The organism is Campylobacter sp. JMF_11 EL3, from assembly GCF_027736965.1.
GTDB lineage: Bacteria > Campylobacterota > Campylobacteria > Campylobacterales > Campylobacteraceae > Campylobacter_B.
This window is the reverse complement of the sequence record NZ_JAOVTJ010000001.1, coordinates 452,529-478,348: the sequence shown is the minus strand read 5'-3', so window position 1 is coordinate 478,348 and position 25,820 is coordinate 452,529. Positions and strand designations below refer to the sequence as shown.

The window sequence follows — 25,820 nt, the reverse complement described above, 5'->3', positions numbered from 1 at the left end:
ACAAAAATTTTATTCAAAAGGAATTTAAATGAAAAAAACCATTTTGCTATCTTTGGCACTTAGCGCTTCGCTTTTTGGCGCGAATATTGATATCAGCGAGGCTGGGGCGAAATTTGATCGTGTAAATCCTGAGTTTAGCAAGGATGTCGTTCTCTCATACCACAGCTCGATTGCCGAGGCGAAAAAATCTGTCGTAAATATCTCGACCAAATCAAAACACAAAGTCGCAAACAACCCAATGGCGGAGATGTTTAACGATCCGTTTTTTAAGCAATTTTTCGATTTTAACCTGCCTAGACAAGAGCGCGAGGTCAGCTCTTTGGGATCGGGCGTGATTATCTCAGATGACGGATACATCGTCACAAACAACCATGTCGTCGAAAACGCCGATGAAATCGTAGTTACACTGCTCGATAATGACAAAGAGTATAAAGCCAAGGTCGTAGGAACGGATTCGAAAACCGATTTGGCGATTATCAAAATCGAGGAAAAAAGGCTATCTGCGATTAAATTTGCTGATTCGTCAATGGCTGTGGAGGGCGATATAGTGTTTGCTATCGGAAATCCATTTGGCGTGGGTGGCACGATTACGCAAGGCATAATTTCAGCTCTTAATAAAAACAATATCGGGCTTAATCAATACGAAAATTTTATCCAAACAGACGCTTCGATAAACCCGGGTAACTCAGGCGGTGCGTTAGTCGATAGCCGTGGCGCGCTCATTGGTATAAATTCGGCGATTTTAAGCAGAAGTGGCGGAAATAACGGCATAGGATTTGCAATCCCGTCAAATATGGTCAAAGATATCGCCAAAAAGCTCATTAGCGACGGCAAAATCGAGCGCGGATATATCGGCGTAACGATTAGCGATATGTCAAAAGAGCAAAAAGAGATTTACAATAGTAAAGAAGGTGCGCTGATTTCGAGCGTGGAAGAGGGCTTGCCGGCGGATAAAGCGGGCATTAAAAGGGGCGATTTGATTATAAAAGTCGATGATAAACCTGTCAAAAATGCAAACGAGCTTAAAAATTTGGTCGGCTCGATGAATCCGGGTAGCAAGGTCGAAATCGAGTTCGAGCGCGACGGCAAAAACCAAAAAGTAACCCTTAAACTAGATAGCATGGATAAATCATCTAACGCTGGTAGCTCAAATGTCGATGAGGGCGCATTAGAGGGACTTAGCCTTAAAAACCTAGATGATGAAATTCGCTCAAAATATGCGCTAAATAAAGATCTAAAAGGCGCAATCGTAACAAATGTAAAAGCTGATTCAAAAGCTAGCGAGTATGGGTTTAGAAAGGGCGATATAATTATCCAAATCGGTCAAAACGATGTCGAAAATATCGATGATTTTAATAAATATATCAAAGCTTACAAAGGCAAAAAAGTCCTAGTTTGGGTTATTAGAAACGGTATCCCACAAGGGCTAGTAATCCGCTAAATTTGGCAAATTTGGCAGGGCTTAGGCTTTGCCAAATTTTCATTTGGCGAAGTCAAATTTCAAACGACTTCGCCGATTTTATTTTTTAATTTTAATTATAATTTTTTGGGAAAAATTATTTTTTCTCCACGACTTCGTAAATCACGCCCTTTTCGCTGATATATTTCTCCACGGCTTCGAGTTGGGTTGGTAGGACATTTATCACGAGCGAGCCCACGACGCTTTTATCCAGGCGCTCTAACTTACCCCAGACGATATTAAAATTTATCCCAAGCTCGTGCGCCATGTGCGTGATAATGCTATCAAACGCGACATCTGGCGGGAAAAACAGCCTTACATTTATATTATTTGGTGGTAGCACTTCCTCTTCGCCTAGGAATTCCTTCATATGCTCATCAGGGTGCAAAAACAGCTCCACGATATCGCCAGAGCCCACGACAACGCCATGTTTTAGGAGCATGGCGCGGTTGGCTATGCTTTTGACGACCTCCATTTCGTGCGTTACCAAAACTATCGTAATGCCAAGCGAGCGGTTGATTTCTTTAAGCAAATTTAAAATTTGCGTCGTTGTGTTTGGATCGAGCGCAGATGTCGCCTCGTCGCTAAGTAAAATTTGCGGTTTTAGCGCCAATGCCCTAGCAATGGCTACTCTTTGCTTTTGACCACCGCTAAGCTCGCTAGGATAGGCGTTTGCTTTGTCTTTGAGGCCGACTAGTTCGAGCAGTTCGGCCACGCGTTCTTTGATATATCCTTCCTCAAATTTCCAAAACCTAAGCGGTGTGGCGACATTTTCGGCGACCGTTTTTCGGCTCATCAGCGCGAAATGTTGAAAAATCATACCGATATTTTTGCGAAATTCGCGCACTTCATCGCCTTTTAAATCCGCCACCTCTTTGCCAGCGACTTTTAGACTGCCGCTTTGGTAATTTTCTAGTCCGTTTATACAGCGAAGTAGGGTGCTTTTGCCCGCGCCACTTTGTCCCACGATAGCGAAAATTTCGCCTTTTTTGATCTCGGCGCTGACACCTTTTATGATTTCGGATTTTCCGAAACTTTTATGCAAATTTTCGATTTTTATCACTAAATTTCCTTTATTTTTTCTATATTCTACTTAAATTTTTAAAATTTTAGCTTTGTAATTTTTGTCTTAACGCCTCTTGCAAAAGCGAGCCAGCTAGCATGCGCTCTTCCTTCATAAATATAAAATTCTCTCCGAATTCGCCCTCTAATTCGACCTTGCGATATGGCCCTGAATACATTACAATGATTTTTGCGCTTAAATTTTCCTTATTTAGCATATTTGTAACGATATCGAGTTTTTCTTGGTTTGTGATTGTCAGTATTATCACAGATGCCTGACGCAGGCTAAATTCGTCGATGACGCTTTTTTGCATCATATTGGCAAAATGCACATTTTCTCCGCGCGATTTACCAAGATCCACAAGCTCCAAATCGCTTTCAGCCACGATATATGGCAGGCCGTTATCGCGCAGTCTAAGCAGTATTTCTTGACCGACTCTGCCGTATCCGACGATGACGAAGTGGTTTTTCATAGGCGAAATTTTGACCTTATGCACCTCGTCTTCGAGTTTTTCGACATTGGATTCGAAGCGGTTTGCGATGCGGTTTAGGTTTTTTAGGATAAATGGCGTTAAAATCATTGTGGCAACGACGATTGCGATTAGAATTTGCGCGTTTTCTTTGTTTATTAAATTTTTGGAGATTAAAAGTGCGAAAATCGCTAGGGCAAATTCGCCGATTTGCGCCAGAGATAGGGCTGATTTGAGCGCGATTCTTTTGTGGGTTGAAAGGATTAAAATCGCATACACAATACCTGCTTTTAGCGCCATTATAATGATAATTCCTAACAAAATCACGCCGTAGTGGTTGGCGATAATGTCAAATTTAATCTGAATTCCAATGGTAATAAAAAATAGACCAAGCAAAATATCTCTGAGCGAACTCATGCCGGCTGCAATTTCGCGCTTGTATTCGGTTTCGGCGATAATCATACCGGCGATAAATGCGCCAAGAGTATAACTAAACCCAAAAATATGTGCTAAAAAACTAGCACCAATTACCACGAATAAAACCGTAGCGATAAAAATTTCCCTCGAATTTGCCTTGATGACATAGGTAAAAAGGCTATTTATGACAAATTTGCCAAGAATTATGAGCGAGACTATCACAATCGCAGCACTTATGGCGGTGTGCAAAATCAGCTCATTTACAGGCGTGCTATCTGTGGAGGCAAAAATATCAATCATCAGTAAAATCGGAATCACCGCCAAATCTTGGAAAAGCAAAATTCCAAGCACTTTTCTTCCGTGATTGCGATTTATTTCGCCAGAGTCATTTAGACTTTTTAGCACGATAGCAGTAGAACTTAAAGATAGGGCAAGGCCGATAATAATGGCGGTTTTGATATTTTCGCTCAAAACTTGATCTATTATGAGAGTGAGTATCAGCCCAGTGCCTGCAACCTGCAAAAATCCGTTGAAAAAGACATCTTTTTTCATACTCATCAAGTGTTTGAAACTAAACTCCAATCCTATGCTAAACATCAGAAAAACCACGCCAAATTCGGCGATTTGCGACATATACATACTCTCGTCGCGCGTAAGACTATAAATCTGCGTAAAACACACACCTGCGACGATATATCCGATAATGCTAGGGATTTCAAAGACTTTGAAAACTATGTTTAGAACGATTGCAAGTGCAGTAATCGTCAAAAATAGCTCGATAGCAAAATCCATTTGCAACCTTTCTGGGGAAAATTTTAAATCTTTAATTTTACTAAAATTTTGCTTAAAATATCGCAAATTTAGGGCAAATTTGGCGATAAAATTTCGAATTTTAACTGGTTTTTAGTGAAATTTAACTATAATCATCAGTTTTTAAAATCAAATAAAAAGGCAGTTAAAATGGCAGATTTTTACAATCCAAAAGAAGTTGAAGAAAAATTTTATAAAATTTGGGAAGAACGCGGTTATTTCGAGATCGACGGCAACAAAAATATCCAAGAAAAGGGCAAAACTTTTTGCATTATGATGCCACCGCCAAATGTAACGGGCGTTTTGCACATCGGACACTCTCTTACTTGCACTTTGCAAGATATTATGACGCGTTATAAACGCATGGACGGATACAAAGCGCTGTATCAACCAGGACTTGATCACGCAGGAATCGCTACTCAAAATGTCGTAGAACGCGAACTTCTAGCCAAAGGAATTAAAAAAGAAGAAATCGGCAGAGATGAGTTTTTAAAACATGTTTGGAAATGGAAAGAGCAAAGCGGCGGCACGATAGTTCGCCAAATCCGCCGTCTTGGCGTGGGTCCAGCGTGGAGTAGAGAGAGATTTACCATGGACGACGGGCTTAAAAATGCCGTGCGAAAAGCCTTTGTAAATTTATACGAAAAGGGCTTAATCGTGCGTGGCAATTATATGGTGAATTGGTGCACTCACGACGGCGCCCTTAGCGATGTTGAAGTCGAACACAAAGCAAATAAAGGCAAACTTTATTATGTGCGTTATTATTTGGACGGCGAAAAAGATAAATTTATAGTTGTGGCTACGACTAGACCAGAAACTTACTTTGGTGATACGGCGGTAATGGTAAATCCAAATGACGAACGCTATAAAAATTTAATCGGAAAATTTGTCCAGCTCCCTATTATAGGGCGAAAAATCAAAATCATCGCCGACGAGCATGTTGATATGGAATTTGGAACAGGCTGCGTAAAAGTAACACCAGCTCACGATCAAAACGACTACGAAGTCGGCAATCGCCACGATTTGGAATTTATCACAATCTTTGACGAAAAGGGAATTTTAAACGAATATTGTGGCGAATTTGCTGGACTTGAACGCCTTGAAGCCAGAGATAAAATCGTCGCAAAACTTGATGAGCTAGGCTTTATCGAAAAAATCGAAGATTACGAAAATCAAGTCGGGTATTGCTACCGCTGTAAAAATGTCGTCGAGCCCTATATTTCAAAGCAGTGGTTTGTGAAATCAGACATCGCTAAAAACGCCATAAAAATGGTAAATGACGGCGGAGCTGAGTTTTTCCCAGCGCACTGGATAAATAGCTTTAATGCGTGGATGAGGGAGTTAAAAGACTGGTGCATTAGCCGTCAGCTTTGGTGGGGACACAGAATTCCTGTGTTTTACTGCGAGTGCGGACACGAGTGGGCGGACGAAAATGAAAGCCCAAGCCAATGCCCGAAATGCGGTAGTGCGAAATTTACGCAAGATCCAGATGTCCTTGATACTTGGTTTTCAAGCGGCTTGTGGCCGATTTCGACACTTGGCTGGGGCAACGGCGACGCGCTAAAAGATGAAAAATGGCATGAAAGCGATTTGAAAGAATTTTACCCAAATACTATGCTTATTACGGGCTTTGATATACTTTTCTTTTGGGTCGCAAGAATGTTTTTCCAATGCGAAAATGCTACTTCTAAATTGCCGTTTAAAGATGTCTATCTTCACGCCCTAGTTAAGGACAAAGACGGTAAAAAAATGAGCAAATCAAGCAAAAATATCGTTGATCCGCTCGATAAAATCGATGAGTATTCAGCCGATATTTTGCGATTTACGCTGACCGTTTTATGCGTGCAGGGACGGGATCTGCGCCTAAGCGACGATAAGCTTTTGATTTATCGAAATTTCGTAAATAAACTTTACAACGCAAGTAAATTTTTGCTTTTAAATTCGGCTAAATTCGGTGATTTGGACGAAAATTTGGTTAAAACAAAGCTTGGAGAGTATATGCTAAGCCGTTTTAAGGCGTGTGTAAATTCGGTCAGGGCAAATCTCGACGCATACCGCTTCAACGACGCTGCGACAGATTTATACAAATTTTTCTGGGACGAATTTTGCGACTGGGGGATTGAGCTAAGTAAAGCAAACAAAGCCGCAATCCCTGAGCTTGGTATGATTTTTAAAGAAGCCTTGAAGCTTTTAAGTCCATTTATGCCGTTTATCAGCGAGTATTTATATCACGAGCTTAGCGGGACTTCGTTGGAGAGCGGAGAATCCGTAACCATGATGAGATACCCAAAAACTTCGGCGCAAAACGAAGGAATTGAAAAGCTTTTTGAGCGCGTGATTGAAGCGATTGTGAGCATTCGTCGTGCAAAAGCGACGATTGATTTAGGAAATGCTAAAATCGCAAAGGCTTTTGTGCTAAGCTCATTTGATTTAAGCGGGGCAAAAGATTATATCAAAACCCTTGCCAAATGCGATGAAATCGAGTTTGTAAGCGCTCCTGTGGCAAATGCCGTGCGTGATGTGAGTGCGAATTTAGAAAGCTTTGTTGCGCTTGAAGGCGTAGATCTAAACCCTATCATAAATCGCTTAAATTCGCAAAAAACCAAGCTTGAAAAAGAAATCACAAAGCTAGAAAATATGCTAGGAAATGAGAAATTTATGGCCTCAGCCCCTGCTAGCGTCATCGAAACTAACCAAAATGGACTTGCCGCCGCAAAAGAGCAGTTTAACAAAGTTTGCACCGAACTTGCAAATTTGGGAGTGAAGTGAAAAATGCGAAAGAGTATAAAATTAAAAATTTAGGTGGCGCAAAATGAAACCATACTACACCATAATTTTACTGATTTTTTCAAATGTTTTGATGACGATTGCGTGGTATGCGCACCTGAAATTTACCAAAATCCCGTTTTTTAGCAACCTTGGGCTTTTCGGGATTATTCTATTTGGCTGGTGCGTGGCGTTTTTCGAGTATTGTCTGCTAATCCCTGCGAACAAATACGGCTACATCGGCAACGGCGGTTCGTTTGACATTTGGCAGCTAAAAGTCCTGCAAGAAGTCATCACACTTAGCGTTTTTAGCGTGTTTGCACTGCTGATTTTCAAAAGCGAAGCCTTTCGCATAAACCACATTATAAGCTTTGTTTTCCTAGTTTTGGCTGTGTATTTTATGTTTAAAAAATAGGAATTTAGGGTGATATTTTTTGGTTTTTCAAAACGATTTTGGCGGTTTGAAATGGTGCCGTGAAAGCCCAAAAATAGGCAAAATTCAAAAATAAAATTTAATAAAAAGGATAAAAAATGAGTAAAATAAAAGTAGGAATTTTAGGTTATGGAAATTTAGGTCGTGGCGTCGAACTAGCCGTGCGAAACACAAGCGATATGGAAGTTTTCGGCGTATTTTCTAGGCGTGAGCCAGCTAGCGTGAAAACCTGCGGCGCGAGTGTTTATAGCATAGATGAAATATTAAATTTCAAAGGTAAATTCGATGTTTTGGTGCTTTGCGGTGGCTCGGCGACTGATTTGCCAACTCAAACGCCAGAGTTTGCCAAAAACTTCTGCGTCGTCGATAGTTTCGATACACACGCCAAAATCCCTGAACACTTCGCAAATGTCGATAACGCAGCCAAAAGCGGCGGAAATGTCGGCATTATCGCTATTGGCTGGGATCCGGGTCTGTTTTCGCTAAATCGCCTTGTGGGCGAAAGTGTGCTAGAAAGTGGCGAAAGCTATACATTTTGGGGCAAAGGCGTGAGCCAAGGGCATTCTGACGCTATCCGCCGAATCAAAGGCGTAGTCGATGCTAGACAATACACTGTGCCGATAGAAAGTGCCTTAAAAAGGGTAAGAAATGGCGAAAATCCAAATTTAAGCACGAGAGAAAAGCATTTGCGTGAGTGCTTCGTGGTCGCCGAAGACGGCGCAGATAAAGTAAAAATCGAAAATGAAATCAAAACAATGCCAAATTATTTCGCTGATTATGATACGACCGTGCATTTTATCGACCTTGAAACGCTTAAACGCGAACACGGCGGAATCCCGCATGGTGGCTTCGTGCTAAGAAGCGGTAGCACAGGAGAGCACGGTGAGACAAAACACCTAATCGAATTTAGCCTAAAACTTGATTCAAACCCTGAATTTACGGCTAGCGTGCTTGTGGCGTATGCAAGAGCGGCGCACCGACTGCATAAGGACGGCAAAAGTGGCGCATTCACCATTTTTGACATCGCACCTGCGCTAATCTCGCCAAAAACCCCTAGCGAGCTTAGAAAAGAGATTTTGTAAATTTACTTGCCGTGTGAAATGCCAAATTTTGGCGAATTCGCACGGCGAAGATTAAAAGGAATTTCTTGGTAGAAAACAAAAATTTAAAAAATAATGTTTTTAATAAAAATAAAATTTTGCGAGATTATGATAAAGAGCCTTTAATTATCAAAAATTATGAAAGATTATTTATAATACTTATAAGAAGCGGGTGTGTTTTATCTGTAATGATTTCTGCTTATCTTGTATCTGTGGCGACATTGTTTTTACCAAATAACGATAAAGTTAGCGTTGGGTTTTTAATTATTTTTGCTCTTATTTTTATTGTTATTATGCGAGTGATTTTTAATCATTGTTCGTCATTTGATGACAAAATTTGTTTTTATCAAAATTCCATTATTTTTTATAGAAATGGTGTGCAAGAACGACAAATTCATAATTCTACAATTAAAGAAAATATTATAAAGCCATTTTGGGGTAGTGGTTTAAATGATAGAATTTGGAATGTTGTAATTGGTATAGTATATTTTACAATCACAATTATAGATTATTTTATAGATATAAAAATATTTCTATTTATGATTTTTATTTTTGTAGGTAATTTTATATTGAAGTTATTTTATTTTTTTAACATAAATCATAGCTTCAAAAATTTCACGCTTTTCCCAGCCATTTTAGCTAACACGCCACAAATAATACGAGAAAAAGGATTTTTTTATCCTAAATTAAGAAATTATCTAATTTGCGTTAGTGACAAAGAATATAATGAAATCAAAAAATGGTTTTTAATACAAAATATTGATATACAAAATTTGAAAAAATTCTATTTTAATTAAATAGAATATATGACTAACTTCTTAAAAAATCATGATTTCTAAAATTTTTAAATTCATACACCATTTCATATAAATGTGAAATTTGCTATAAATTAGCTTTTATTCACTATTTATGCAAATTTAGTTAAAATCATTGGATTGAAAATTTAAAAGGAAAATCTAGTGATAAAAATTGAAAATTTGCATAAAAGTTTTGGCAATAACGAGATTATAAAAGGTGTTTCAGCCGATATTAAAAAAGGCGAAATTTTCGCTATTGTGGGGCATAGTGGCGCGTTTAGCATTTTTGACATCGCACCGGCTCTAATCTCGCCAAAAACCCCTAGCGAGCTCAGAAAAGAGCTTTTGTAAATTTACTTGCCGTGTGAAATGCCAAATTTGGCGAATTCGCACGGCGAAAAATGAAATTTAATCAAAGGTTATTTATGGCAAATATTTATAAAATTTTATTCGTGTGTATCATTATAGTGGGTGGGGAAATTTTATTAAATTTAAACAAAAATTCAAAAGAGAGTGATAAATTTTTAGTCATTGCACACCGTGGAGCTAGTGGATATTTACCTGAACACACACTTGAAGCTAAGGCTCTTGCTTTCGGGCTTGGGGCTGATTTTTTAGAACAAGATTTGTATTTAAGTAGCGATAATCATCTCATAGTCGCCCATGAATTTGAGCGAGTTAGTGATGTGCATACGAAGTATCCGCACAAAATGCGTGATACTAACCAAACCACGCCACCAGTGGAATTTAAGGAACTTAGAAGTGTTGGTGTTGAATATATAAATCATAAATTTGCAATTTTTGATTTTACGCTAGATGAGATAAAATCGTTAAATGTAACGAGTGAATTTCAAAAAGAGAAACCTGATACCCCAAGATTTAAGGATAGATTTCCGCTTCACAAATCAAATTTTAGGTTTCATACATTTGAGGAAGAGCTCGAATTTATTCGTGGTTTAGAGAAATCCACTGGCAAAAAAATCGGAATTTATCCAGAAATCAAAATGCCATATTTTTTTCACAAGCGTGGAAAAGATATAAGTTTGCAAGTTTTACAGACATTGAAAAAATATGGCTATAAAGATAAAAATGATTTAATCTATTTGCAAGTTTTTGATTTTAACGAGTTAAAACGCATTAAAACAGAGCTAATGCCAAAGCTCGGTATGGATTTGCCTTTGGTGTTTTTGATAGATGGTTGTGTAGGTGAATTTAAAAACTATAAAAATAAATTTTGCACAAATATCGATGAAGTGCTCAAATATACAGATAATTTCGGCGTCGGTCTTGCTTCGCTAATCGATTTTAAGCAGAAAAAACCGACAGAATTTGCCAAAAAACTTATGGAAAAAAATGTAAAAATTCACGCTTGGACACTACGAAAAGATGCCTTGCCAAAAGGTGTAAATAATGTAAATGAAATGCTTGATTTGCTATCTAGTATCGGCGTGAGCGGTGTTTTTACCGAGTTTATAAACGATGCGGTTGAATACAACGAAAAACAAACTAAAAAGTAGTAAATATGACAAACGAGGTTTTGTAGAAAACTAACACTCTTTAAATTTGCGTTTTTCACAAACACTAGCCAAATTTAAATTTTATAAAAGGAAAATAATGCAATCAAATTTACCTGCTTTGATTTTTGCTTTTTTGGCAGCACTTTTTTACGGAGCGGGAATTCCATTTTCAAAAATACTGCTAGACACCATATAAGCGACATTTTTGGCTTCGTTTTTGTATCTTGGTGCAGGTTTTGGCATGGGTGTAATTCACTTTTTAAATTTCAAAAAACAAAGCACTTCAAACCTTGAAAAAGTCGATTTTCCTTATGTTTTGGCTATGATTGTGCTTGATATTATCGCTCCGATTTTGCTTATGTTTGGCATTTTAAAGGCAAACTCTGCAAACGCTGCACTCCTTAGCAACTTCGAAATAGTCGCCACCGCTGTGATTGCTTTGGTTATTTTTAAGGAATTTATATCTTTTCGCCTTTGGATTGGCATTATTTTAATCTGCGTTTCTAGCGTTATTTTAAGCGTTGAAAACGCCCAAAATTTCGCTTGGAGCGCTAAAAAACGAGAGATTTATCCTGCCAAACTCAAATTTACGCTCTCGCAAAGGCTACAATGAGTTGTTTAAAAAGGCTGGATTTGAGCCAAAAATTTTGTGCGAAACCGAGACTTTTGATATCGCAAACTCCATTGTCGCAAGCGGCGGCGGGGCGTGTTTTACCATACCGCAAATGGTAAAATCCGACAAGGCAAGCCTTATTAAGCTTTTTGAACTTGCAGACGCACCCGATGCTAAAACCCTAGTTTTGGCTTACAAAAAGGGCAAACAACTAAACAGAGTTGAAAAAGAGTTTTATAAATTTTGCTTTGAAGATAAAAGATAGTGAGTAAAATTTGGCAAAATTTTGCATTTCGCAGAATTTTGCCATTTTAGCGGCCTATATTTTTTGCTTTTGCGATTGCTTCGAATTTTTGCAAGCAAAAATTCTCGCAATGACACTTAAAAGCGAAATTCGGCAAAATTTCGGCGCAGTATCCCCAAGTTGCGATAGCGAAATTTGCAGAATTTTGTTTTAAATATTCGAATTTTGGATAGATTTTTTGCTAGAAAGTATTTTTAGGCTAATTCTGCCAAGCAGATCCAAAAAGAATATATAGATGACAATCGGCACCGCTAAGAGCCAAAATCCAGCATAAACTAGCCAAAAGTTAAAAACCGAAATTGCCTTGAAAATCTCGATTCGGACGATAGTGCCTTCGTATCCGTTAGAAGGCCACGGCATCCCCCAGATATTCGCCAATGTTGCAAGATTTGCCAAAATCAAAAAAAATAACGCGAAGTAGCGTTTTTGCAAGATTTGAAATTTATACGCAATCGCTATAAATAGGGCGCAAGCTAGAATATTAAAAAGCAAAATTTCAAAGCAGATGAACAAATTATCATGGGCTGGAAACGCTATACAGCAAATGCCTAGCAAAAATATTACGATATCGTTTTTCATCGATACAAAATTCGCCCTAAACGCACCATATTTGACCCGCATTTTATGGCTAGTTCGAAGTCATCGCTCATGCCCATTGAGCAGATTTTTGCGCCGTGCGGTCGTAGACTTTCAAAAATTTTATAGGTAATTTCAAAGCTTTTTTGTATTTCGCCCAAGTCGTCCGAGTGTGCGCCGATACTCATCACACCGCATAAATTTAGATTTTTGCAACTCTCTTTTATCTGCAAAAACTCATCAATTGCGCGCGAAATTTCAAGCCCGCTTTTGCTACTTTCGTTAGCTGAGTTTATCTCCAAAAGCGTATCTAGCGTGAAATTTAGCCGTTTATTCACGGCGCACGCAAGCTCAAAAGAGTTGCAGCTTTGCCACAAGCACGGGCGTAAGGAGAGCAAATGATTTATTTTATTGCTTTGCAGTGAGCCGATGAAATGCCATTTTAGGGGCAGGTTGCTTAAAATTTCGCATTTTCGCTTCATCTCTTGGACGCGGTTTTCGCCAAATTCGATTTGCCCTTGCGAGTAGAGATTTTCCACTGCATCAGTATCAACATTTTTGCTCACAGCTATTAGACGCACGCTCTGCACGCCAGATGAAATTTTTGCGCTGTCTATGCGCTCTAAAATTTGCGCTAAATTCATTGATAAAATCCTAGCATGCGCGCGAAGTCATTTACTATCGTAAAAATCATCAGCATTGCCAAAATCGCAATTCCAGCGTAGCTAGCGCCGATGAAAACCTTCTCTGGCACTGGGCGGCGAAACACAAGCTCGATTAGGTTAAACAAAATATGTCCGCCATCAAGAGCAGGGATTGGGAATAGATTTATTATGCCCAAATTCACAGAAATCAGCGCGACAAGGAGCAAAACTACCGAAGCTCCGTAGCTTACGGCCTTGGTTGTGATATCGGTGATAGCGACGATTCCGCCCATTTCTTTGGGAGAAACGACGCCTGAGACTAGTTTTTCAAGCCCCACCAAGATGATTTTGCTCGATTGGATTGTCTCATCTAGCGCGAAGCCAAGCGAGCTAGCGCCCGTGTGATAGAGCGTGATATATTTGGGCTCTTTTCCAGGAGAAATTCCTATTAGCGGGGTTTGGATACGCTCTCGCCAAATGTTTAGTTTCTCGCCCATTTTTGGGGTTAAATTTAGGTTTTTGATTTCACCTGCGCGCTTGATTTGCAGGTTTAAATCCCCCGCCACGACATTTTTGGAGATATCGTCCCACTCCCTGATTTGCGCGCCATTTATTGATAAAATTTCATCGCCGACCATGATTCCAGCACTTTGTGCGGCTGAGTTTTCGCTCACTGCGCCTACGATTGGCGCGATACGCTCTACGCCGATATAGCCTAGGCTAATGTAGATTAAAAACGCTAAAATTATATTAAACGCAGGCCCAGCCACAAGTATGGCAATGCGCGCTAGCGGGCCTTTGGTGTTGTAGCTGTCGGGGTCGAAATTTTTCGCACTTGGATCTAAATCCTCTTGACCTTTTAGGCTGACATATCCGCCAAGCGGGATTGCGCTTATGCAATACTGTGTCGCGCCGATTTGTTTGGTGTAAATTTTCTCGCCAAAGCCCACGCTAAATACATTTACGCCCACGCCAAGCAGGCGTGCAACGCTAAAATGGCCAAGTTCGTGGAAAAATATCAAAAAGCTAATGGCTAAAATCGTTACAAAAAAATGTAACCCGTAAAAATACAATCCACAAAGCAAAATTCCTATGGTTAAAAGTATGCTTTTCAAACATCACTCCGTTGCTTTTGCATTTTTTTTGTGATTTTTAGCATAAGCTAAAATGTATTCTAGTCCCGAATACAGCGTGAGTGCTACTGCGACCCATAGCAAGAAATTTCCGCCACTCCACCCCATGGTCAAAAATCCTATGGCAAACATTTGCGACACCGTTTTTACCTTGCCCGCCATTGAGGCTGAGACGCTGATATTTTCGCTCACCATAACCGTGCGAAAACCTGTGATAAAAAACTCGCGGATTAGGATTAGATACACGGCCCATGGGCTCGCTCTATCAATATACATAAGCCCTAAAAATCCAGCCAAGGTTAGCATTTTATCAGCCAGAGGATCGATGATACCGCCAAATTTGGTGATTTGATTCCAGCTTCTAGCGATAAATCCGTCGAAAAAGTCCGTCACGGAGGCGATTACGAAGGTTAGGGCGGCGAAGTAGTTTATCCAGCTGACATGCACCGCGCCAACCATACCGCTACTATCGGCATTGCCAGCAAGCAAAATGAGATAAAAAAACAAAGGCGCTAGTAAAACCCTAAAAATTGCTAATATATTTGGTAAATTCCACATATTTTTTCCAAATTTTATTTAAATGTCGTTCCGCCATCGACGATAAATGTATGACCTGTAACCCAACTAGCCTTGCTCGAACACAAAAACAGGCACGCACCTGCTAAATCTGTCGGCTGTCCCATGCGATTAAGCGGGCTTAGTTCGGCTGTTTTGTCGCGCACTTCTTCATAATTCGTAAAAGCTCTTAGCGCGTCTGTTTCGATTGGTCCGCCACTTACGACATTTACGCGGATATTTTTCTCGCCAAGCTCGGTTGCGGCGTATCTTGCCATAGCCTCAACTGCCGCTTTTGCAGTGCCGTGTCCTGAGTAATGCTCGATATAGACTAAATTTCCAGTCGAACTTAGGCTGATTATACTGCCGCCGCCTACCTTTTCCATGCGTTTGGCTGCTTCTTGTGAGCCCACGACAAAGGCATTTACGGTCGCGGTAAAGATATTGTTAATCCCGCGTGGTTTTAGCTTCATAAATTTAGTGTATCCGCCAGCCACCGCGCGACCCGAAATAATGGCATTTGAGATGAAAAAATCCACTCTATCAAAATCCGCATCGATCTTTTCAAATAGCTCTTTGTAGGTTTCTGGCTCTAAGATATTTAAGCCGTACGCCCTTGCTTTTATGCCAAATTCCTTCTCTAACTCCGCTGCTTGGGTTTTGGCTAACTCTTCGTTTGAGTTGTAGGTAAAGGCGACATTTGCGCCAACTTTGGCGAATTCTAAAACAATCGCGCGACCGATTCCGCGCGTTCCACCGCTGATTACTAGGGTTTTTCCTTTAAATTCGTTGATAGTTTCTATCATTAAAATCCTTTGATATTGTATTGTTTCATAACAGCTTCAATTTTAGCTAAATTTTCCTTGCTAGGCTCGCAAAGTGGCAAGCGATACTCCAAAGCTGGCATTAGCCCAGCGATATACATTGCCGCTTTTATCGGGATTGGGTTGCTTTCGCAAAAGAGAATTTTATTTATAGCATACAAATCATCATTGATCTCTTTTGCCTTGATATAATCGCTATTTAGTCCGAAATTTACGAGCTTTGAAATATAATCAGGCAATAAATTTGCAGTTACTGAGATGACGCCCTTTCCGCCGTTTGATAGGATAGGGTAGTTTATCGCGTCCTCGCCACTAATCACGCTTAGTTTCGGCTCGTGCGCTAGCAAATCCACGCATTTATCGATACTGCCACTTGCCTCTTTTACGCCGTAAATGTTGTCGCAATCGTTAAAAAGCTTGATTATGGTTTCTGTGTCGATATTACACCCTGTTCTGCCTGGGACATTGTATAAAAGCACTGGAATTTCGATAGAGTTTGCAATCTCTTTGTAGTGCAGATACAAGCCTTTTTGGGTCGGTTTGTTGTAGTATGGCGCGACAGAGAGTATTCCATCAGCTCCATGCGCTTGCGCAAATTTAGCTAAATCCACAGCCTCGTGCGTAGCGTTTGAGCCGGCACCCGCTAGGACTTTGACGCCTGTGTTTTTGCAGGTATCGACTGCGATTTCTATGCAGACTTTGTGCTCATCGTGGGTCAATGTGGCGCTCTCGCCTGTGGTGCCGACAGGGACTAGGACATTTATGCCGTTATCGATTTGGCGTTTTATGAGTTTGGCGTAGGTTTGCTCGTCAAGTTTGCCATCTTTAAACGGCGTGATTAATGCGGTCATTGAACCGATAATTACATTTTTATTCATCGTTTTCCTTTCGTAAAATCAATGTGGTTGAATTTTTAAATTTGAGATATTTTTTCATAGTTTCGTTTAAATTTTGCGCTGAGATGTTTTCGATATCGTTTTGGAGTCTAAACAGCGCGTCCAAATCGCCTCTGATGATATATGAGCCATAAATGCTAGCCACCTTGCTAGCGCTATCCATGGAGTAAATTAGGCTTGATTTGGCTGAATTTTTGAGTTTTGTGATTTCATCATCGCTGATTTGAGAATTTTTGGCATTTTCTAGGATAGCAAAAATTTCATCTCTTAGCCTCTCGCCACTGACCCCAGCGTTGCAGACGCCGAAAATTATCATTAAATTTTCATATTTGCTGGCTAGATTATAGACATCGATTTGATTGGCTAGTTTTTTCTCATCGACTAAAATTCGTTGCAAAAGCGAACTTTTCATACCGCCAAGATAGTCGCAAAGAGCGTTTATGCTGGCCGCGTCAGCGTGGTTAAATGGCGGGATTTTAAAGGCGGTTGCCACGATTTGGACATGAGAGTCTTTGTGTATGAGATTAAATCTAGCTCCGTCTTGCTCTGGTTCTGGCGCGCAAACATGCGATTTTTCGCAACGATTTTTGATATGCGAAAAGCTCTTTTTGGCTAGTTCAAACGCGCTATTTTCATCGATATCGCCACTGATTAGAAGTGCTGCGTTGTTTGGATTATAAAATTTAGCGTGAAATTCCCTGATATCCTCGATTTTCCAGCCCTCTATATCGCTTCTAAATCCAATCGGTGTCCAGTGATATGGGTGATAAATAAAGGCGCTGTTATACAGCCTAAAAAACAGATACCCAAATGGATCGTTATCCGTGCGCCAAAGCCTCTCTTCTAAAACCACATTTCGCTCTGGCAAAAACTCGCTCTCTTCGAGCTTTAAATTTTCCATGATATCTGCGTATAAATCGAGGCAGGTGGCTAGATTCGAGCGCTCGCATTTGATGAAATAGTGCGTGAAATCAAAGCCTGTGCTTGCGTTATTCACGCCACCAAAACCTTTTACAATGGCGTCAAATTCGCCAGCTTTGCGGTTTTTTGTGGATTTGAAATTTAGGTGTTCGAGCATGTGGGCTATGCCACTTTTGCCCATGACTTCGTCCTTTGAGCCCACATCGTAAAATAGATCGACGCTGATGACATCGCTACCTAAATTTACCGGTATGTGATAGACGGCTAAGCCGTTTTCTAGCGTGATTTTATTGAATTTTGCAAACATAAAAACCTCATTTTTTTAAATTTAAACCGATTGCTTCTGTGATATTTGAAAGGCCGTCTTGGCGCAAGAGTGAAGCCAACTCGGAGTTGATATTATAGGCTATTTTAGGGCCTTTGAAAATAAAACTTGTGAAAATTTGCACTAGGCTTGCGCCGTCTTTTATGCGGGTGTAGGCCTCTTTGCCGTCGCTGATACCACCACAGCTAATAAGCACTGTTTTTCCAAATAGCTCTTTTGCGACAGCGCGGAAAAGTTCGCGTGATTTTTGCGTAATTAACTTGCCGCTAATTCCGCCAAAATCCCTTGCTTTGGGCGTTAGCGAGTAATCAATGCTAGTGTTATTTACTAGCAAGGCATCTGCCCCAGCCTCCACGGCGCACGAGCATAGCGACACGGCCTTTTGCGCGCTCATATCGGGGGCGATTTTTAAAATTATTGGTTTTTTGGTAATGCCTCTCATCATAGATAAAATTTCTTTTATGAAACTCTCATCTTGCAAAGCGCGCAAATTTGGCGTATTTGGCGAGCTAATGTTGATTTCAAAAATATCGCAAAGGCTGTCAAACTTGCGAGTTAAAATTTCATAATCGCTTAGAGCATTTTCGTTTGGCGTGATTTTGTTTTTGCCAATGTTTGCGACAAGCGGAAATTTGGCTGGGTAAATTTTGCGCACGCGCTCTGCGATAGCCTTGGCGCCCTCGTTGTTAAAGCCCATTGCGTTTTGGATACTTTCTTCTTCGACTAGGCGAAAAAGGCGCGGTTTGGCGTTGCCGGGTTGGGGTTTTGGTGTAAATGTCCCAAACTCAGCATGCCCGAATCCAAGGGCGTAAAGTGTGGCTAGCATGGTTGCGTTTTTGTCAAATCCGCCGGCGATTCCAAGCGGATTTTCGAAATTTAACCCCCAGATTTTTTGATTTAGAATTTCATCTTTAAAGGTTGTATTTTTGGCTAAAATTTCCAGTCCAAACGGAACTGCGCTTAGTGTGCGAAGCCCCAATTCTGCGATATGGTGTGCAGTTTCTGGCTGAAATTTAAAAAATATTTTTTTTAGCGTGTTGTAATCCATAAAATTCCTTTTCAAAACTCATCATTTTAGCGAAATTTGAATTAATAATTCTTTATATTTTTAGCCAAATTTGTGTAGTTTTGATTGTTTTTGTTTTTTAAAATTTCGGGTCAGTAATTTTGCAAATTTAGCGGTGGGAATTTTAAATCCGTAGATTGCTTCGATTTACTTCGTAAATCTCGCAATGACAGATTAGCAAATTTTGCGCACAATTTGTCATTGCGAGGAGCGACAGCGACGAAGCAATCTAGTAAAATTTAAATTCAAAATTCAATCCAAATTTAGCATTGAACGATTTTTTGAATTTAACCTGCGCCGTGAAATTCTCTGTAAGGGGGAAGGGGGCTTGAATTGCGAGGTCGCGCCCCTTCCCCCTTACAATCCCCTAACCCCCGACGACGCTTTACAAGGTGGCTAAATTTAGAAAAACTTCGTTTTTCTAAATTTAGCTGATTTATTTAACTGAAATGCTTCGCATTTCTTTGCAATTGTAGAGTAAAATTTTAGTTTTTATTAGAAAATGCAAAAACGAGCGTGCCTAGCGGGATTACGCTTACGCCAAGCATTAGTGCAAGCGGGTTTAAAAGATTAAATTTAGCCAAAAGCCAAATTCCAAAAATTAGCGCGAGATAGGATAAAATTTTAAATGGCGAAAAAAACGCGGTGGCAAAATTTGATTTGACCGCGCTTTTTTTGGGCTCGGCTAAATTTTCATCATCAAATTCATCATTAGCGATTTTGTCGTATTTGCCAGAGCGAATTTCATCTTCGAGGCGCAGTGCGTAGGCTCTGTGCGAAAAAAACACAACCGCAAGCGAGCAGAAAAATCCGAGTTGCGAACTAGCGAAAAATGGGGCAAATTTCGCCCCAAAAACGCAAAGCAAACCCCCAAGCGCAAGGACTAGAAAATCAAAAATCAAGTAGATTTTTAAAATTTCTTTTTTCACTCTTTTTCGTCCCAATCATCATCGTCGAAATTCTCTTTTGCAGCCTTGTATTTGGGATCGTCTTCTAGCTCTTTGAGGCTTTCGTTTAGCCCCTTAAACGCCTTATAGACATTTAAAAACGCCGCAGCTATACCAAAGCACACGCAAACCCAAAAAACGATTAATGAGCCGGTTAGGGATTTGAGCCACAGCCCAAGCCCCACGCCAATGGCGATTGCGACGACTATCGAAATCCCAAGGCTCACATCGTATGCGACCGGGACGACCTTGTGCAGGTTTTTTGTGTATTTCATAACCTCGCCTTAAATTTCAAAATTTACAAATTTGCCATTGCTTCATCTGCCATTTTTATGGCAAAATCTATATCTTTTTTGCTCATTGCCTCGCAAATAAAGCCAGTTTCGAACTGACTTGGCGCCAAAAATACGCCCCGTTTTATCATTTCGCGGTGAAATTTCGCAAAACGCTTAGTGTCGGATTTGAGCGCGTCATCGTAGTTATTCACCTCATTTTCGTTGAAAAAATACCCAAACATACTTCCCACGCAGGCTGTTTGAAGCGCGATACCGTGCTTTTTGGCAGCTTTGCTAAGGCCGTTTATGAAGCGTTTGGCGAGTGAATTTAAATCTTTGTATAAATTTTTCTTAGCATAAATTTTACTCAAACTCGCAATTCCAGCCGCCATCGCCACTGGGTTTCCGCTTAGCGTGCCTGCTTGATAAACACCGCCAAGAGGGCTGATTAGATCCATGATTTCAGATTTTCCTGCAAAGGCTGCCACGCTCATACCGCCACCGATTACCTTGCCAAAGGTTACGATATCGCCCTCTATGCCATACACATCGTAGCTTCCGCGCGCACTAGCGCGAAATCCGCTCATTACCTCGTCCATGATTAGCACGATTTTTTTCTCGTCGCAAATTTTGCGAAGTTCGCTTAAAAATTCGGCTTTTGCAGGCACTAAGCCCATATTTCCAGCGATTGGTTCGATGATTATGGTGCCGATATCATTGGCTTTGACAATCGCTTTGACGCTTTGGATATCGTTATAAACAGCGACAAATGTGTTTTTGGCGATATCTTCTGGCACGCCAGCACTGCTTGAATATCCAAATGTAGTAGCCCCTGAACCTGCCTTGACCAAAAGCGAGTCGCTGTGTCCGTGGTAGCAACCGGCGAATTTTATTATGCCGTCTTTTCCGCTGTAAGCGCGCGCTAGGCGGATTGCGCTCATTGTGGCCTCTGTGCCACTGCTAGTGAAGCGAATTTTATCTAAAAATGGAAATTTATCTAAAACAAGCTTAGCAAGTTTCGTTTCTAGCGGGCTTGGTGCGCCAAAACTTAGTCCAAATTTCGCTGCATCGCAAACCGCTTTTTGGATATCTTTATCAGCGTGTCCGAAAATCAGCGGACCCCAGCTTTGCACGAAATCAAGGTATTTTCTGCCCTCGACATCGTAGATATACGCGCCTTTGCCCTTTTTTACCATAAATGGCTCACCACCTACGCTTCCAAATGCGCGAACAGGCGAATCAACGCCACCTGGGATAAATTTCGTAGCCTTTGCAAATTCAGTTTTGTTTGTCATTTTCGTCCTTTTTTTGGGTTTGATTTTTGGCTTTTAAATATTTATAAATAATGATAATTTCGTCTTTTGTAAGAAAATAGCTTGGCATAATGTCCTTGCTAGCGCCGATTCCGTCGGCTAATTCTTGCAGTGAAAGGGTGTTGATTTTGGGCGCGAAAAGGGATTTTTCGTAGTAAGTTTCGTTTGAGCGGTTAAATTCCTCATATTTTGCGATGAGCTGTCCCTCGCCACGCTCGCCGTGGCACTTATCGCAACCGATTCCACGGGGGTTTTGATAGAGCATGGCTCCGTATTCTTCATCTGTGATGAAGCTCTCTGCACACAAACAAACACCGAAAAATGCTAGTAAAAATATTAAATTTCGCATAAACTCACTTTTTAAAAAATTTTGCAATCATATATCAAATCGCCTTAAAATTTAGAGTAAAATTTCACTCATATTATCAAAATAAAAGATATTTGTCTCATTTTCTCTGCGGTATTTAAAGACTAAACCATGTGATTTGGCGATATTATCGACGATATATAGCCCAAGACCGAAGCTTTGTTTGGCGTTTGAGCCCTTGGAAAATGCCTCTTTGTAATGCTCGAAATCCTGCTCTAATTCGGGCGAATTGCTGATGAAATCGAAGGTTTCTCCGACATTTATGATGACATGGCGGTCGGTGGAGTATTTGATTGCGTTGTCGATTAGATTTTTCACAGCGATTGAAAACAGCTTCAAATCTACATTAAATTTCAAATCCTCTGGCGCATTTATGGTTACTAAATTTTCGCCTATCATTGCGATTTTTAGGGCTTCGTTTATGATTTCTTTGGCTGAGTAAATTCCACGCTCTCCAAGCGGAATCCCAGAAGTCGCCCTCTCGACTGCGGCAAATTCGTTAATCAAATCTTCTAGCCTTTCAAACACCGATAACAAGCGCTCTTGGTATTTGTTTTTTTCGATCATTTCGACGGTTATGCGGCCTTTGGTAATGGGCGTTTTTAGCTCATGCATGATGTTTCGCAAAAATAGGTGGCGCGATTCGTTTAGTTTGTTGATCTGCGTAACTGCGCCGTAAAACGCGCGCGAAACCTCGGAGATTTCGTCCGTGCCTGTGGCGACATTTGCGATATTTAGATCGCCTGTGGCAAATTTATCGATTTGGCGTTTTAGCTTGCGAAGTGGTTTGATTTTGCGTATAATAAAAATGTATGCGAGCAAAATAATCGCCAAAATTCCGCCATAAATCGCCCTGAAAATATCGTAGCGATATGGTTGGTATTCTTTGTCGTTTAAAATTCTAACCTCGTTGGCGTGGGTGATTTTGAGGTAGTGCTTGCGGTTATACATTATAATATCAGCCGAGCCGATGTCAGCCGAAATACTATCTAAAATTTCGCCATTTTCGGTTAATTGCTTTATAAAATTTTCGTCGTTAATGCTAGCAAATTCGAAATTTGCGATTTGTCTTTGGAATTCGTTTTGCGAGATGAGCCTACTCATCTGGTATAGGTGCGAGCGCGCGACTATGGAGTATTTTGTGTTTAGCTCTCTGGTGTAGTTTTGTTTATCATATCCGATAAGCCAAATGAGTGCGAGCGATACGCCAATCGTCGCAAGCGCGAAAATAAATGTAATGGTATAAAAAATCGAAGATCTAAATCTCATATTTAAATTTCAAAATTTATTGCACGAGCTTGTATCCCACGCCCCTGATTGCGTGGATATATTGCGGTGTCTTGGAGGTTTCGCCAAGCTTGACCCTGATACGACCGACGATGACATCTATGCTTTTTGGCGAGGATTCTTCGCTGATTGAGGAGCTGTTGTAAATGAGCTCTTCGCGCGTGATTGCTCCGCCTTCTTTTTTGACTAGATATGAGAGGACATCGTATTCAGCGACTGTCAGCGATAGAGGCTGACCTTTAAAGGTGATAATGTGTGAAAAATCATCTACCACGATGTCTTTGTTGGTTTTTTCACCGGCTTGTTTGATCGAGCCTGTGTTGTAGCGCTCGACATGGCGTTTAATGCGGGCTAGAAGCTCTTGGGGGTTGTATGGTTTTGGTAGATAATCATCTGCGCCGAAATCAAAGGCATTGATTTTATCGGTCAAATCGTGGCGCGCACTAGAAATGATAATCGGTAAATTCGAGGTTTTGCGGATTTCTTTGCAGACTTCAAGCCCGTCCATACCAGGAAGCGTTAGGTCTAAAATCACGAGGTTGAAATTTTCTAATTTAAGCTTTGAAAGTCCGATAAATGGGTCATCTGCTACGGTAATGTCGATTTCGTATTGTTCTAAGTATTCGCTTAAAATTTCAGCCAGCTCCAAATCATCTTCTATCATCAAAATTTTTGTCATATTTTTACCTTAAATTTAAAATTTTGGGCGCATTATATCAAATTTAAGATTATAAAAAATTTTAGCGCCTAAATTTGTGTAAATTTGGGAAAAAATGAAAAATTTATTTTTCAAATAGTGTAAAAATAGGCAAAATTTTGCCAAATTTCGTGAAATTTTGCCAAATTTGGCGAAAAATTCGCAAAATTCTATTGAAATTTTTATCAAAGTATTGTAAAATGGACGCCGTTACACTTTATCACAAAGGATACTCTATGAAAAAAGCTGATTTTATCAGTATTGTTGCTGAAAAAGCAGGACAAAGCAAAAAAGATACTACAGCAGTAGTAGATAAAGCTCTTGAAACAATTAAAGAGCTATTAGTTAAAGGCGATGAGATTAGTTTCATTGGCTTTGGTTCTTTTAGCATTGCTGAGCGTGCTGCTCGTGAAGGTAAAGTTCCTGGCACAAATAAAACTTACAAATCACCTGCTACAAAAGTAGTTAAATTTAAAGTTGGCAAACAACTTAAAGAGGCTGTTGCTGCTTCAAAAGCTAAAAAGAAAAAATAATTTTTCTTACTCTTTTAAGCCCCAAAATTTTGGGGCTTAATTTTATTTTAATCAAATTTTTGTATAATCTCGATTTTTAATTCAAGCCCAGGTGGTGAAATTGGTAGACGCACCAGACTCAAAATCTGGCGGAGGCAACTCCGTGCCGGTTCGATTCCGGCTCTGGGCACCACTAAAATCCTTTAAAATTTTGACTTTTTCCCCTAAATTTCAACTTGATATAACATTTTTTATACTATCATACGCAATATTATTTTTACAAAAAGGTGTTTTAGTATGATACACAAAATTCTCATAGCAAATCGCGGTGAAATCGCGGTTAGGGTTATTAGAGCATGTAGAGATTTGCATATAAAAAGTATAGCGATTTACACCGAGCCCGACAAAGACTGCTTGCATGTTAAAATTGCTGATGAGGCTTATGAAGTCGGCACAGAGCCACTTACTGGGTATTTAGACGCTAAAAAAATCGTAGAAATAGCCAAAGCAAGCGGTGCGGACGCTATCCACCCTGGATATGGATTTTTGAGTGAGAATTATGATTTCGCAAAAGAGGTCGAGGACGCTGGGATTATCTTTATCGGTCCAAAACCAGAAGTTATTCGTAAAATGGGTAATAAAAACATCGCTCGCTATTTAATGCGCAAAAATGGTATTCCTATCGTGCCGGGCACCGAAAAATTAAACAACGAATCAATGGAGACTATCAAAGAATACGCCCGCAAAATCGGCTATCCGGTGATTTTGAAATCAAGTGGCGGTGGCGGAGGGCGTGGAATCCGCGAAGTTTGGAGCGAAGAGGATATGGAAGCGGCGTTTGAATCCTGCACCAGAGAGGCGAAGGCGTATTTTAACAACGATGAAGTTTTTATGGAAAAACTCGTCGTCAATCCGCGCCATATCGAGTTTCAAATCATCGGCGATAATTACGGCAACATTATCCACCTTTGCGAGCGCGATTGCTCAATCCAACGCCGTCACCAAAAAATCATCGAAATTGCCCCGTGCCCGTCGATTAGCGAGCATTTGCGCAAAACCATGGGTATCACCGCAGTAGCCGCGGCTAAGGCTGTGAATTATTCAAATGTCGGCACTGTGGAGTTTTTGCTCGATGATTACAACAACTTTTATTTTATGGAGATGAATACCAGAATCCAAGTCGAGCACGGAATCACCGAGGAAATCACCGGTGTGGATATCGTCGTGCGCCAGATCCGTATCGCAAACGGCGAAATTTTAGAGCTCGAACAAAGCGATATCAAACCGCGCGGTTACGCGATTGAGGCGAGAATTACAGCCGAAAATGTATGGAAAAATTTCACCCCAGCACCTGGTAAGGTCGAGGATTATTACCCAGCTTTAGGACCTAGCGTGCGCGTGGATAGCCATATTTACAAAGGCTATAAAATTCCGCCATTTTACGACTCGCTTTTAGCTAAACTCATTATCAAAACGACAGATTATGACTTGGCGGTAAATAAGCTAGAAAGGGCATTGAAGGAGTTCCGCATAGAGGGTGTGCGCACGATAATCCCATTTTTGCTCTCGATTAGCAAATCGCGTGAGTTTAGACTGGGATTTTTCGATACGAGCTATGTCGAGAAAAATTTGGACAAAATTTTGGCAAACACCAAGGACGATTTCGATACGAAAAAAACCGAAGTCGTCGCCGCAATCGCTTCTGCTATGCGAGAAGCCGAAATTTAGGGAGCG

General features: G+C 40.4%; 26 protein-coding genes, 1 tRNA gene and 1 pseudogene. 12 read left to right on the top strand and 16 right to left on the bottom strand.

Going from position 1 to position 25,820, the window contains the following annotated elements:
- Positions 1-28 precede the first annotated feature (28 nt).
- Positions 29-1,441, top strand: coding sequence for a DegQ family serine endoprotease (locus OFN67_RS02350; protein WP_270868026.1), 1,413 nt, complete (start codon positions 29-31; stop codon positions 1,439-1,441).
- 115 nt (positions 1,442-1,556) lie between these two features.
- Here the strand turns inward: OFN67_RS02350 and OFN67_RS02345 are convergent, their stop codons facing one another.
- Both OFN67_RS02345 and OFN67_RS02340 read right to left on the bottom strand, forming a co-directional pair.
- The gene (locus OFN67_RS02345; protein WP_270859442.1) at positions 1,557-2,522 is read right to left on the bottom strand and encodes a methionine ABC transporter ATP-binding protein; all 966 of its coding nucleotides are present in this window, start codon (positions 2,520-2,522) and stop codon (positions 1,557-1,559) included.
- Between the two features lie 46 nt (positions 2,523-2,568).
- On the bottom strand, positions 2,569-4,200 hold the full coding sequence (locus OFN67_RS02340) for a cation:proton antiporter domain-containing protein (RefSeq protein WP_270868025.1): 1,632 nt from the start codon (positions 4,198-4,200) through the stop codon (positions 2,569-2,571).
- Positions 4,201-4,368: 168 nt separating this feature from the next.
- Between OFN67_RS02340 and OFN67_RS02335 the strand changes: the two genes are divergently transcribed.
- From OFN67_RS02335 to OFN67_RS02300, 8 genes and pseudogenes are all read left to right on the top strand, one after another.
- Positions 4,369-6,987: a valine--tRNA ligase gene (locus tag OFN67_RS02335; protein ID WP_270868024.1), complete on the top strand. Its 2,619-nt coding sequence runs from the start codon at positions 4,369-4,371 to the stop codon at positions 6,985-6,987.
- A 43-nt stretch (positions 6,988-7,030) separates the two neighbouring features.
- On the top strand, positions 7,031-7,399 hold the full coding sequence (locus OFN67_RS02330; protein ID WP_270864912.1) for a DMT family protein: 369 nt from the start codon (positions 7,031-7,033) through the stop codon (positions 7,397-7,399).
- Positions 7,400-7,515: 116 nt separating this feature from the next.
- The gene (locus OFN67_RS02325) at positions 7,516-8,499 is read left to right on the top strand and encodes a diaminopimelate dehydrogenase (RefSeq protein ID WP_270868023.1); all 984 of its coding nucleotides are present in this window, start codon (positions 7,516-7,518) and stop codon (positions 8,497-8,499) included.
- A gap of 65 nt (positions 8,500-8,564) precedes the next feature.
- Complete coding sequence (locus OFN67_RS02320) at positions 8,565-9,314, top strand: hypothetical protein (protein ID WP_270868022.1); 750 nt, start codon at positions 8,565-8,567, stop codon at positions 9,312-9,314.
- 162 nt (positions 9,315-9,476) lie between these two features.
- Positions 9,477-9,590 (top strand): annotated as a pseudogene (locus tag OFN67_RS02315) (methionine ABC transporter ATP-binding protein); the annotation flags it as partial.
- Between the two features lie 149 nt (positions 9,591-9,739).
- Positions 9,740-10,831, top strand: a complete 1,092-nt coding sequence (locus tag OFN67_RS02310; RefSeq protein WP_270868021.1) for a glycerophosphodiester phosphodiesterase family protein — start codon at positions 9,740-9,742, stop codon at positions 10,829-10,831.
- Between the two features lie 205 nt (positions 10,832-11,036).
- Positions 11,037-11,444: an EamA family transporter gene (locus OFN67_RS02305; RefSeq protein WP_270868020.1), complete on the top strand. Its 408-nt coding sequence runs from the start codon at positions 11,037-11,039 to the stop codon at positions 11,442-11,444.
- Positions 11,353-11,709 (top strand): LysR family transcriptional regulator substrate-binding protein, encoded by a 357-nt coding sequence (locus tag OFN67_RS02300; protein WP_270868019.1) that lies wholly within the window; start codon positions 11,353-11,355, stop codon positions 11,707-11,709. Before OFN67_RS02305 ends, OFN67_RS02300 begins: the two co-directional genes overlap by 92 nt.
- 189 nt (positions 11,710-11,898) lie before the next feature.
- On the opposite strand, the gene OFN67_RS02295 is transcribed toward OFN67_RS02300, so the two are convergent.
- The 14 genes from OFN67_RS02295 to OFN67_RS02230 all read right to left on the bottom strand — a co-directional run bounded on the left by OFN67_RS02295 (position 11,899) and on the right by OFN67_RS02230 (position 23,556).
- Positions 11,899-12,327, bottom strand: coding sequence for a hypothetical protein (locus tag OFN67_RS02295; protein WP_270862413.1), 429 nt, complete (start codon positions 12,325-12,327; stop codon positions 11,899-11,901).
- On the bottom strand, positions 12,324-12,968 hold the full coding sequence (locus OFN67_RS02290; protein WP_270868018.1) for a YggS family pyridoxal phosphate-dependent enzyme: 645 nt from the start codon (positions 12,966-12,968) through the stop codon (positions 12,324-12,326). The genes OFN67_RS02295 and OFN67_RS02290 overlap by 4 nt, the downstream gene beginning before the upstream one ends.
- Positions 12,965-14,083: an RIP metalloprotease RseP gene (rseP, locus tag OFN67_RS02285; protein WP_270868017.1), complete on the bottom strand. Its 1,119-nt coding sequence runs from the start codon at positions 14,081-14,083 to the stop codon at positions 12,965-12,967. Before rseP ends, OFN67_RS02290 begins: the two co-directional genes overlap by 4 nt.
- Positions 14,084-14,086: 3 nt before the next feature.
- The gene (gene pgsA / locus OFN67_RS02280) at positions 14,087-14,659 is read right to left on the bottom strand and encodes a CDP-diacylglycerol--glycerol-3-phosphate 3-phosphatidyltransferase (RefSeq protein ID WP_270868016.1); all 573 of its coding nucleotides are present in this window, start codon (positions 14,657-14,659) and stop codon (positions 14,087-14,089) included.
- A 14-nt stretch (positions 14,660-14,673) separates the two neighbouring features.
- Positions 14,674-15,462, bottom strand: a complete 789-nt coding sequence (locus tag OFN67_RS02275) for an enoyl-ACP reductase (RefSeq protein ID WP_270868015.1) — start codon at positions 15,460-15,462, stop codon at positions 14,674-14,676.
- A complete protein-coding gene (gene dapA, locus OFN67_RS02270; RefSeq protein WP_270859452.1) occupies positions 15,462-16,358 on the bottom strand; it encodes a 4-hydroxy-tetrahydrodipicolinate synthase in 897 nt (298 codons plus the stop codon). Before dapA ends, OFN67_RS02275 begins: the two co-directional genes overlap by 1 nt.
- Positions 16,351-17,604 carry a M16 family metallopeptidase gene (locus OFN67_RS02265; protein ID WP_270868014.1) on the bottom strand — a complete coding sequence of 418 codons (1,254 nt, stop codon included), beginning with the start codon at positions 17,602-17,604 and terminating at the stop codon, positions 16,351-16,353. Before OFN67_RS02265 ends, dapA begins: the two co-directional genes overlap by 8 nt.
- Before the next feature lie 7 nt (positions 17,605-17,611).
- Positions 17,612-18,670 (bottom strand): quinone-dependent dihydroorotate dehydrogenase, encoded by a 1,059-nt coding sequence (locus OFN67_RS02260; protein WP_270868013.1) that lies wholly within the window; start codon positions 18,668-18,670, stop codon positions 17,612-17,614.
- Positions 18,671-19,173: 503 nt separating this feature from the next.
- A complete protein-coding gene (locus OFN67_RS02255; protein ID WP_270868012.1) occupies positions 19,174-19,617 on the bottom strand; it encodes a hypothetical protein in 444 nt (147 codons plus the stop codon).
- Positions 19,614-19,910 carry an AtpZ/AtpI family protein gene (locus OFN67_RS02250; protein WP_270859456.1) on the bottom strand — a complete coding sequence of 99 codons (297 nt, stop codon included), beginning with the start codon at positions 19,908-19,910 and terminating at the stop codon, positions 19,614-19,616. Before OFN67_RS02250 ends, OFN67_RS02255 begins: the two co-directional genes overlap by 4 nt.
- A 23-nt stretch (positions 19,911-19,933) precedes the next feature.
- Positions 19,934-21,205: a glutamate-1-semialdehyde 2,1-aminomutase gene (gene hemL / locus OFN67_RS02245; protein WP_270868011.1), complete on the bottom strand. Its 1,272-nt coding sequence runs from the start codon at positions 21,203-21,205 to the stop codon at positions 19,934-19,936.
- Entirely contained in the window at positions 21,189-21,572 is a 384-nt protein-coding gene (locus tag OFN67_RS02240) for a c-type cytochrome (RefSeq protein WP_270864475.1), read from the bottom strand. Before OFN67_RS02240 ends, hemL begins: the two co-directional genes overlap by 17 nt.
- Positions 21,573-21,623: 51 nt before the next feature.
- Positions 21,624-22,859, bottom strand: coding sequence for an ArsS family sensor histidine kinase (locus OFN67_RS02235; protein ID WP_270868010.1), 1,236 nt, complete (start codon positions 22,857-22,859; stop codon positions 21,624-21,626).
- Between the two features lie 16 nt (positions 22,860-22,875).
- Positions 22,876-23,556 (bottom strand): response regulator transcription factor, encoded by a 681-nt coding sequence (locus OFN67_RS02230; RefSeq protein ID WP_270862425.1) that lies wholly within the window; start codon positions 23,554-23,556, stop codon positions 22,876-22,878.
- A 254-nt stretch (positions 23,557-23,810) separates the two neighbouring features.
- On the opposite strand from OFN67_RS02230, the gene OFN67_RS02225 reads away from it, so the two are divergent.
- The 3 genes from OFN67_RS02225 (at position 23,811) to OFN67_RS02215 (ending at position 25,814) form a co-directional block, all read left to right on the top strand.
- Positions 23,811-24,107 carry an HU family DNA-binding protein gene (locus OFN67_RS02225; protein ID WP_270859461.1) on the top strand — a complete coding sequence of 99 codons (297 nt, stop codon included), beginning with the start codon at positions 23,811-23,813 and terminating at the stop codon, positions 24,105-24,107.
- A gap of 85 nt (positions 24,108-24,192) precedes the next feature.
- A tRNA-Leu gene (locus OFN67_RS02220) sits at positions 24,193-24,279 on the top strand.
- Between the two features lie 104 nt (positions 24,280-24,383).
- Positions 24,384-25,814 carry an acetyl-CoA carboxylase subunit A gene (locus OFN67_RS02215; protein ID WP_270862426.1) on the top strand — a complete coding sequence of 477 codons (1,431 nt, stop codon included), beginning with the start codon at positions 24,384-24,386 and terminating at the stop codon, positions 25,812-25,814.
- Positions 25,815-25,820: the final 6 nt, after the last annotated feature.

Coding starts and splice junctions, on each gene's coding strand:
- OFN67_RS02350 (WP_270868026.1), top strand. CDS start 29: ATGAAAAAAACCATTTTGCTATCTTTGGCACTTAGCGCTTCGCTTTTT.
- OFN67_RS02340 (WP_270868025.1), bottom strand. CDS start 4,200: ATGGATTTTGCTATCGAGCTATTTTTGACGATTACTGCACTTGCAATC.
- OFN67_RS02335 (WP_270868024.1), top strand. CDS start 4,369: ATGGCAGATTTTTACAATCCAAAAGAAGTTGAAGAAAAATTTTATAAA.
- OFN67_RS02330 (WP_270864912.1), top strand. CDS start 7,031: ATGAAACCATACTACACCATAATTTTACTGATTTTTTCAAATGTTTTG.
- OFN67_RS02325 (WP_270868023.1), top strand. CDS start 7,516: ATGAGTAAAATAAAAGTAGGAATTTTAGGTTATGGAAATTTAGGTCGT.
- OFN67_RS02310 (WP_270868021.1), top strand. CDS start 9,740: ATGGCAAATATTTATAAAATTTTATTCGTGTGTATCATTATAGTGGGT.
- OFN67_RS02295 (WP_270862413.1), bottom strand. CDS start 12,327: ATGAAAAACGATATCGTAATATTTTTGCTAGGCATTTGCTGTATAGCG.
- OFN67_RS02290 (WP_270868018.1), bottom strand. CDS start 12,968: ATGAATTTAGCGCAAATTTTAGAGCGCATAGACAGCGCAAAAATTTCA.
- pgsA (WP_270868016.1), bottom strand. CDS start 14,659: ATGTGGAATTTACCAAATATATTAGCAATTTTTAGGGTTTTACTAGCG.
- OFN67_RS02275 (WP_270868015.1), bottom strand. CDS start 15,462: ATGATAGAAACTATCAACGAATTTAAAGGAAAAACCCTAGTAATCAGC.
- dapA (WP_270859452.1), bottom strand. CDS start 16,358: ATGAATAAAAATGTAATTATCGGTTCAATGACCGCATTAATCACGCCG.
- OFN67_RS02265 (WP_270868014.1), bottom strand. CDS start 17,604: ATGTTTGCAAAATTCAATAAAATCACGCTAGAAAACGGCTTAGCCGTC.
- OFN67_RS02260 (WP_270868013.1), bottom strand. CDS start 18,670: ATGGATTACAACACGCTAAAAAAAATATTTTTTAAATTTCAGCCAGAA.
- OFN67_RS02250 (WP_270859456.1), bottom strand. CDS start 19,910: ATGAAATACACAAAAAACCTGCACAAGGTCGTCCCGGTCGCATACGAT.
- hemL (WP_270868011.1), bottom strand. CDS start 21,205: ATGACAAACAAAACTGAATTTGCAAAGGCTACGAAATTTATCCCAGGT.
- OFN67_RS02240 (WP_270864475.1), bottom strand. CDS start 21,572: ATGCGAAATTTAATATTTTTACTAGCATTTTTCGGTGTTTGTTTGTGT.
- OFN67_RS02235 (WP_270868010.1), bottom strand. CDS start 22,859: ATGAGATTTAGATCTTCGATTTTTTATACCATTACATTTATTTTCGCG.
- OFN67_RS02230 (WP_270862425.1), bottom strand. CDS start 23,556: ATGACAAAAATTTTGATGATAGAAGATGATTTGGAGCTGGCTGAAATT.
- OFN67_RS02225 (WP_270859461.1), top strand. CDS start 23,811: ATGAAAAAAGCTGATTTTATCAGTATTGTTGCTGAAAAAGCAGGACAA.
- OFN67_RS02215 (WP_270862426.1), top strand. CDS start 24,384: ATGATACACAAAATTCTCATAGCAAATCGCGGTGAAATCGCGGTTAGG.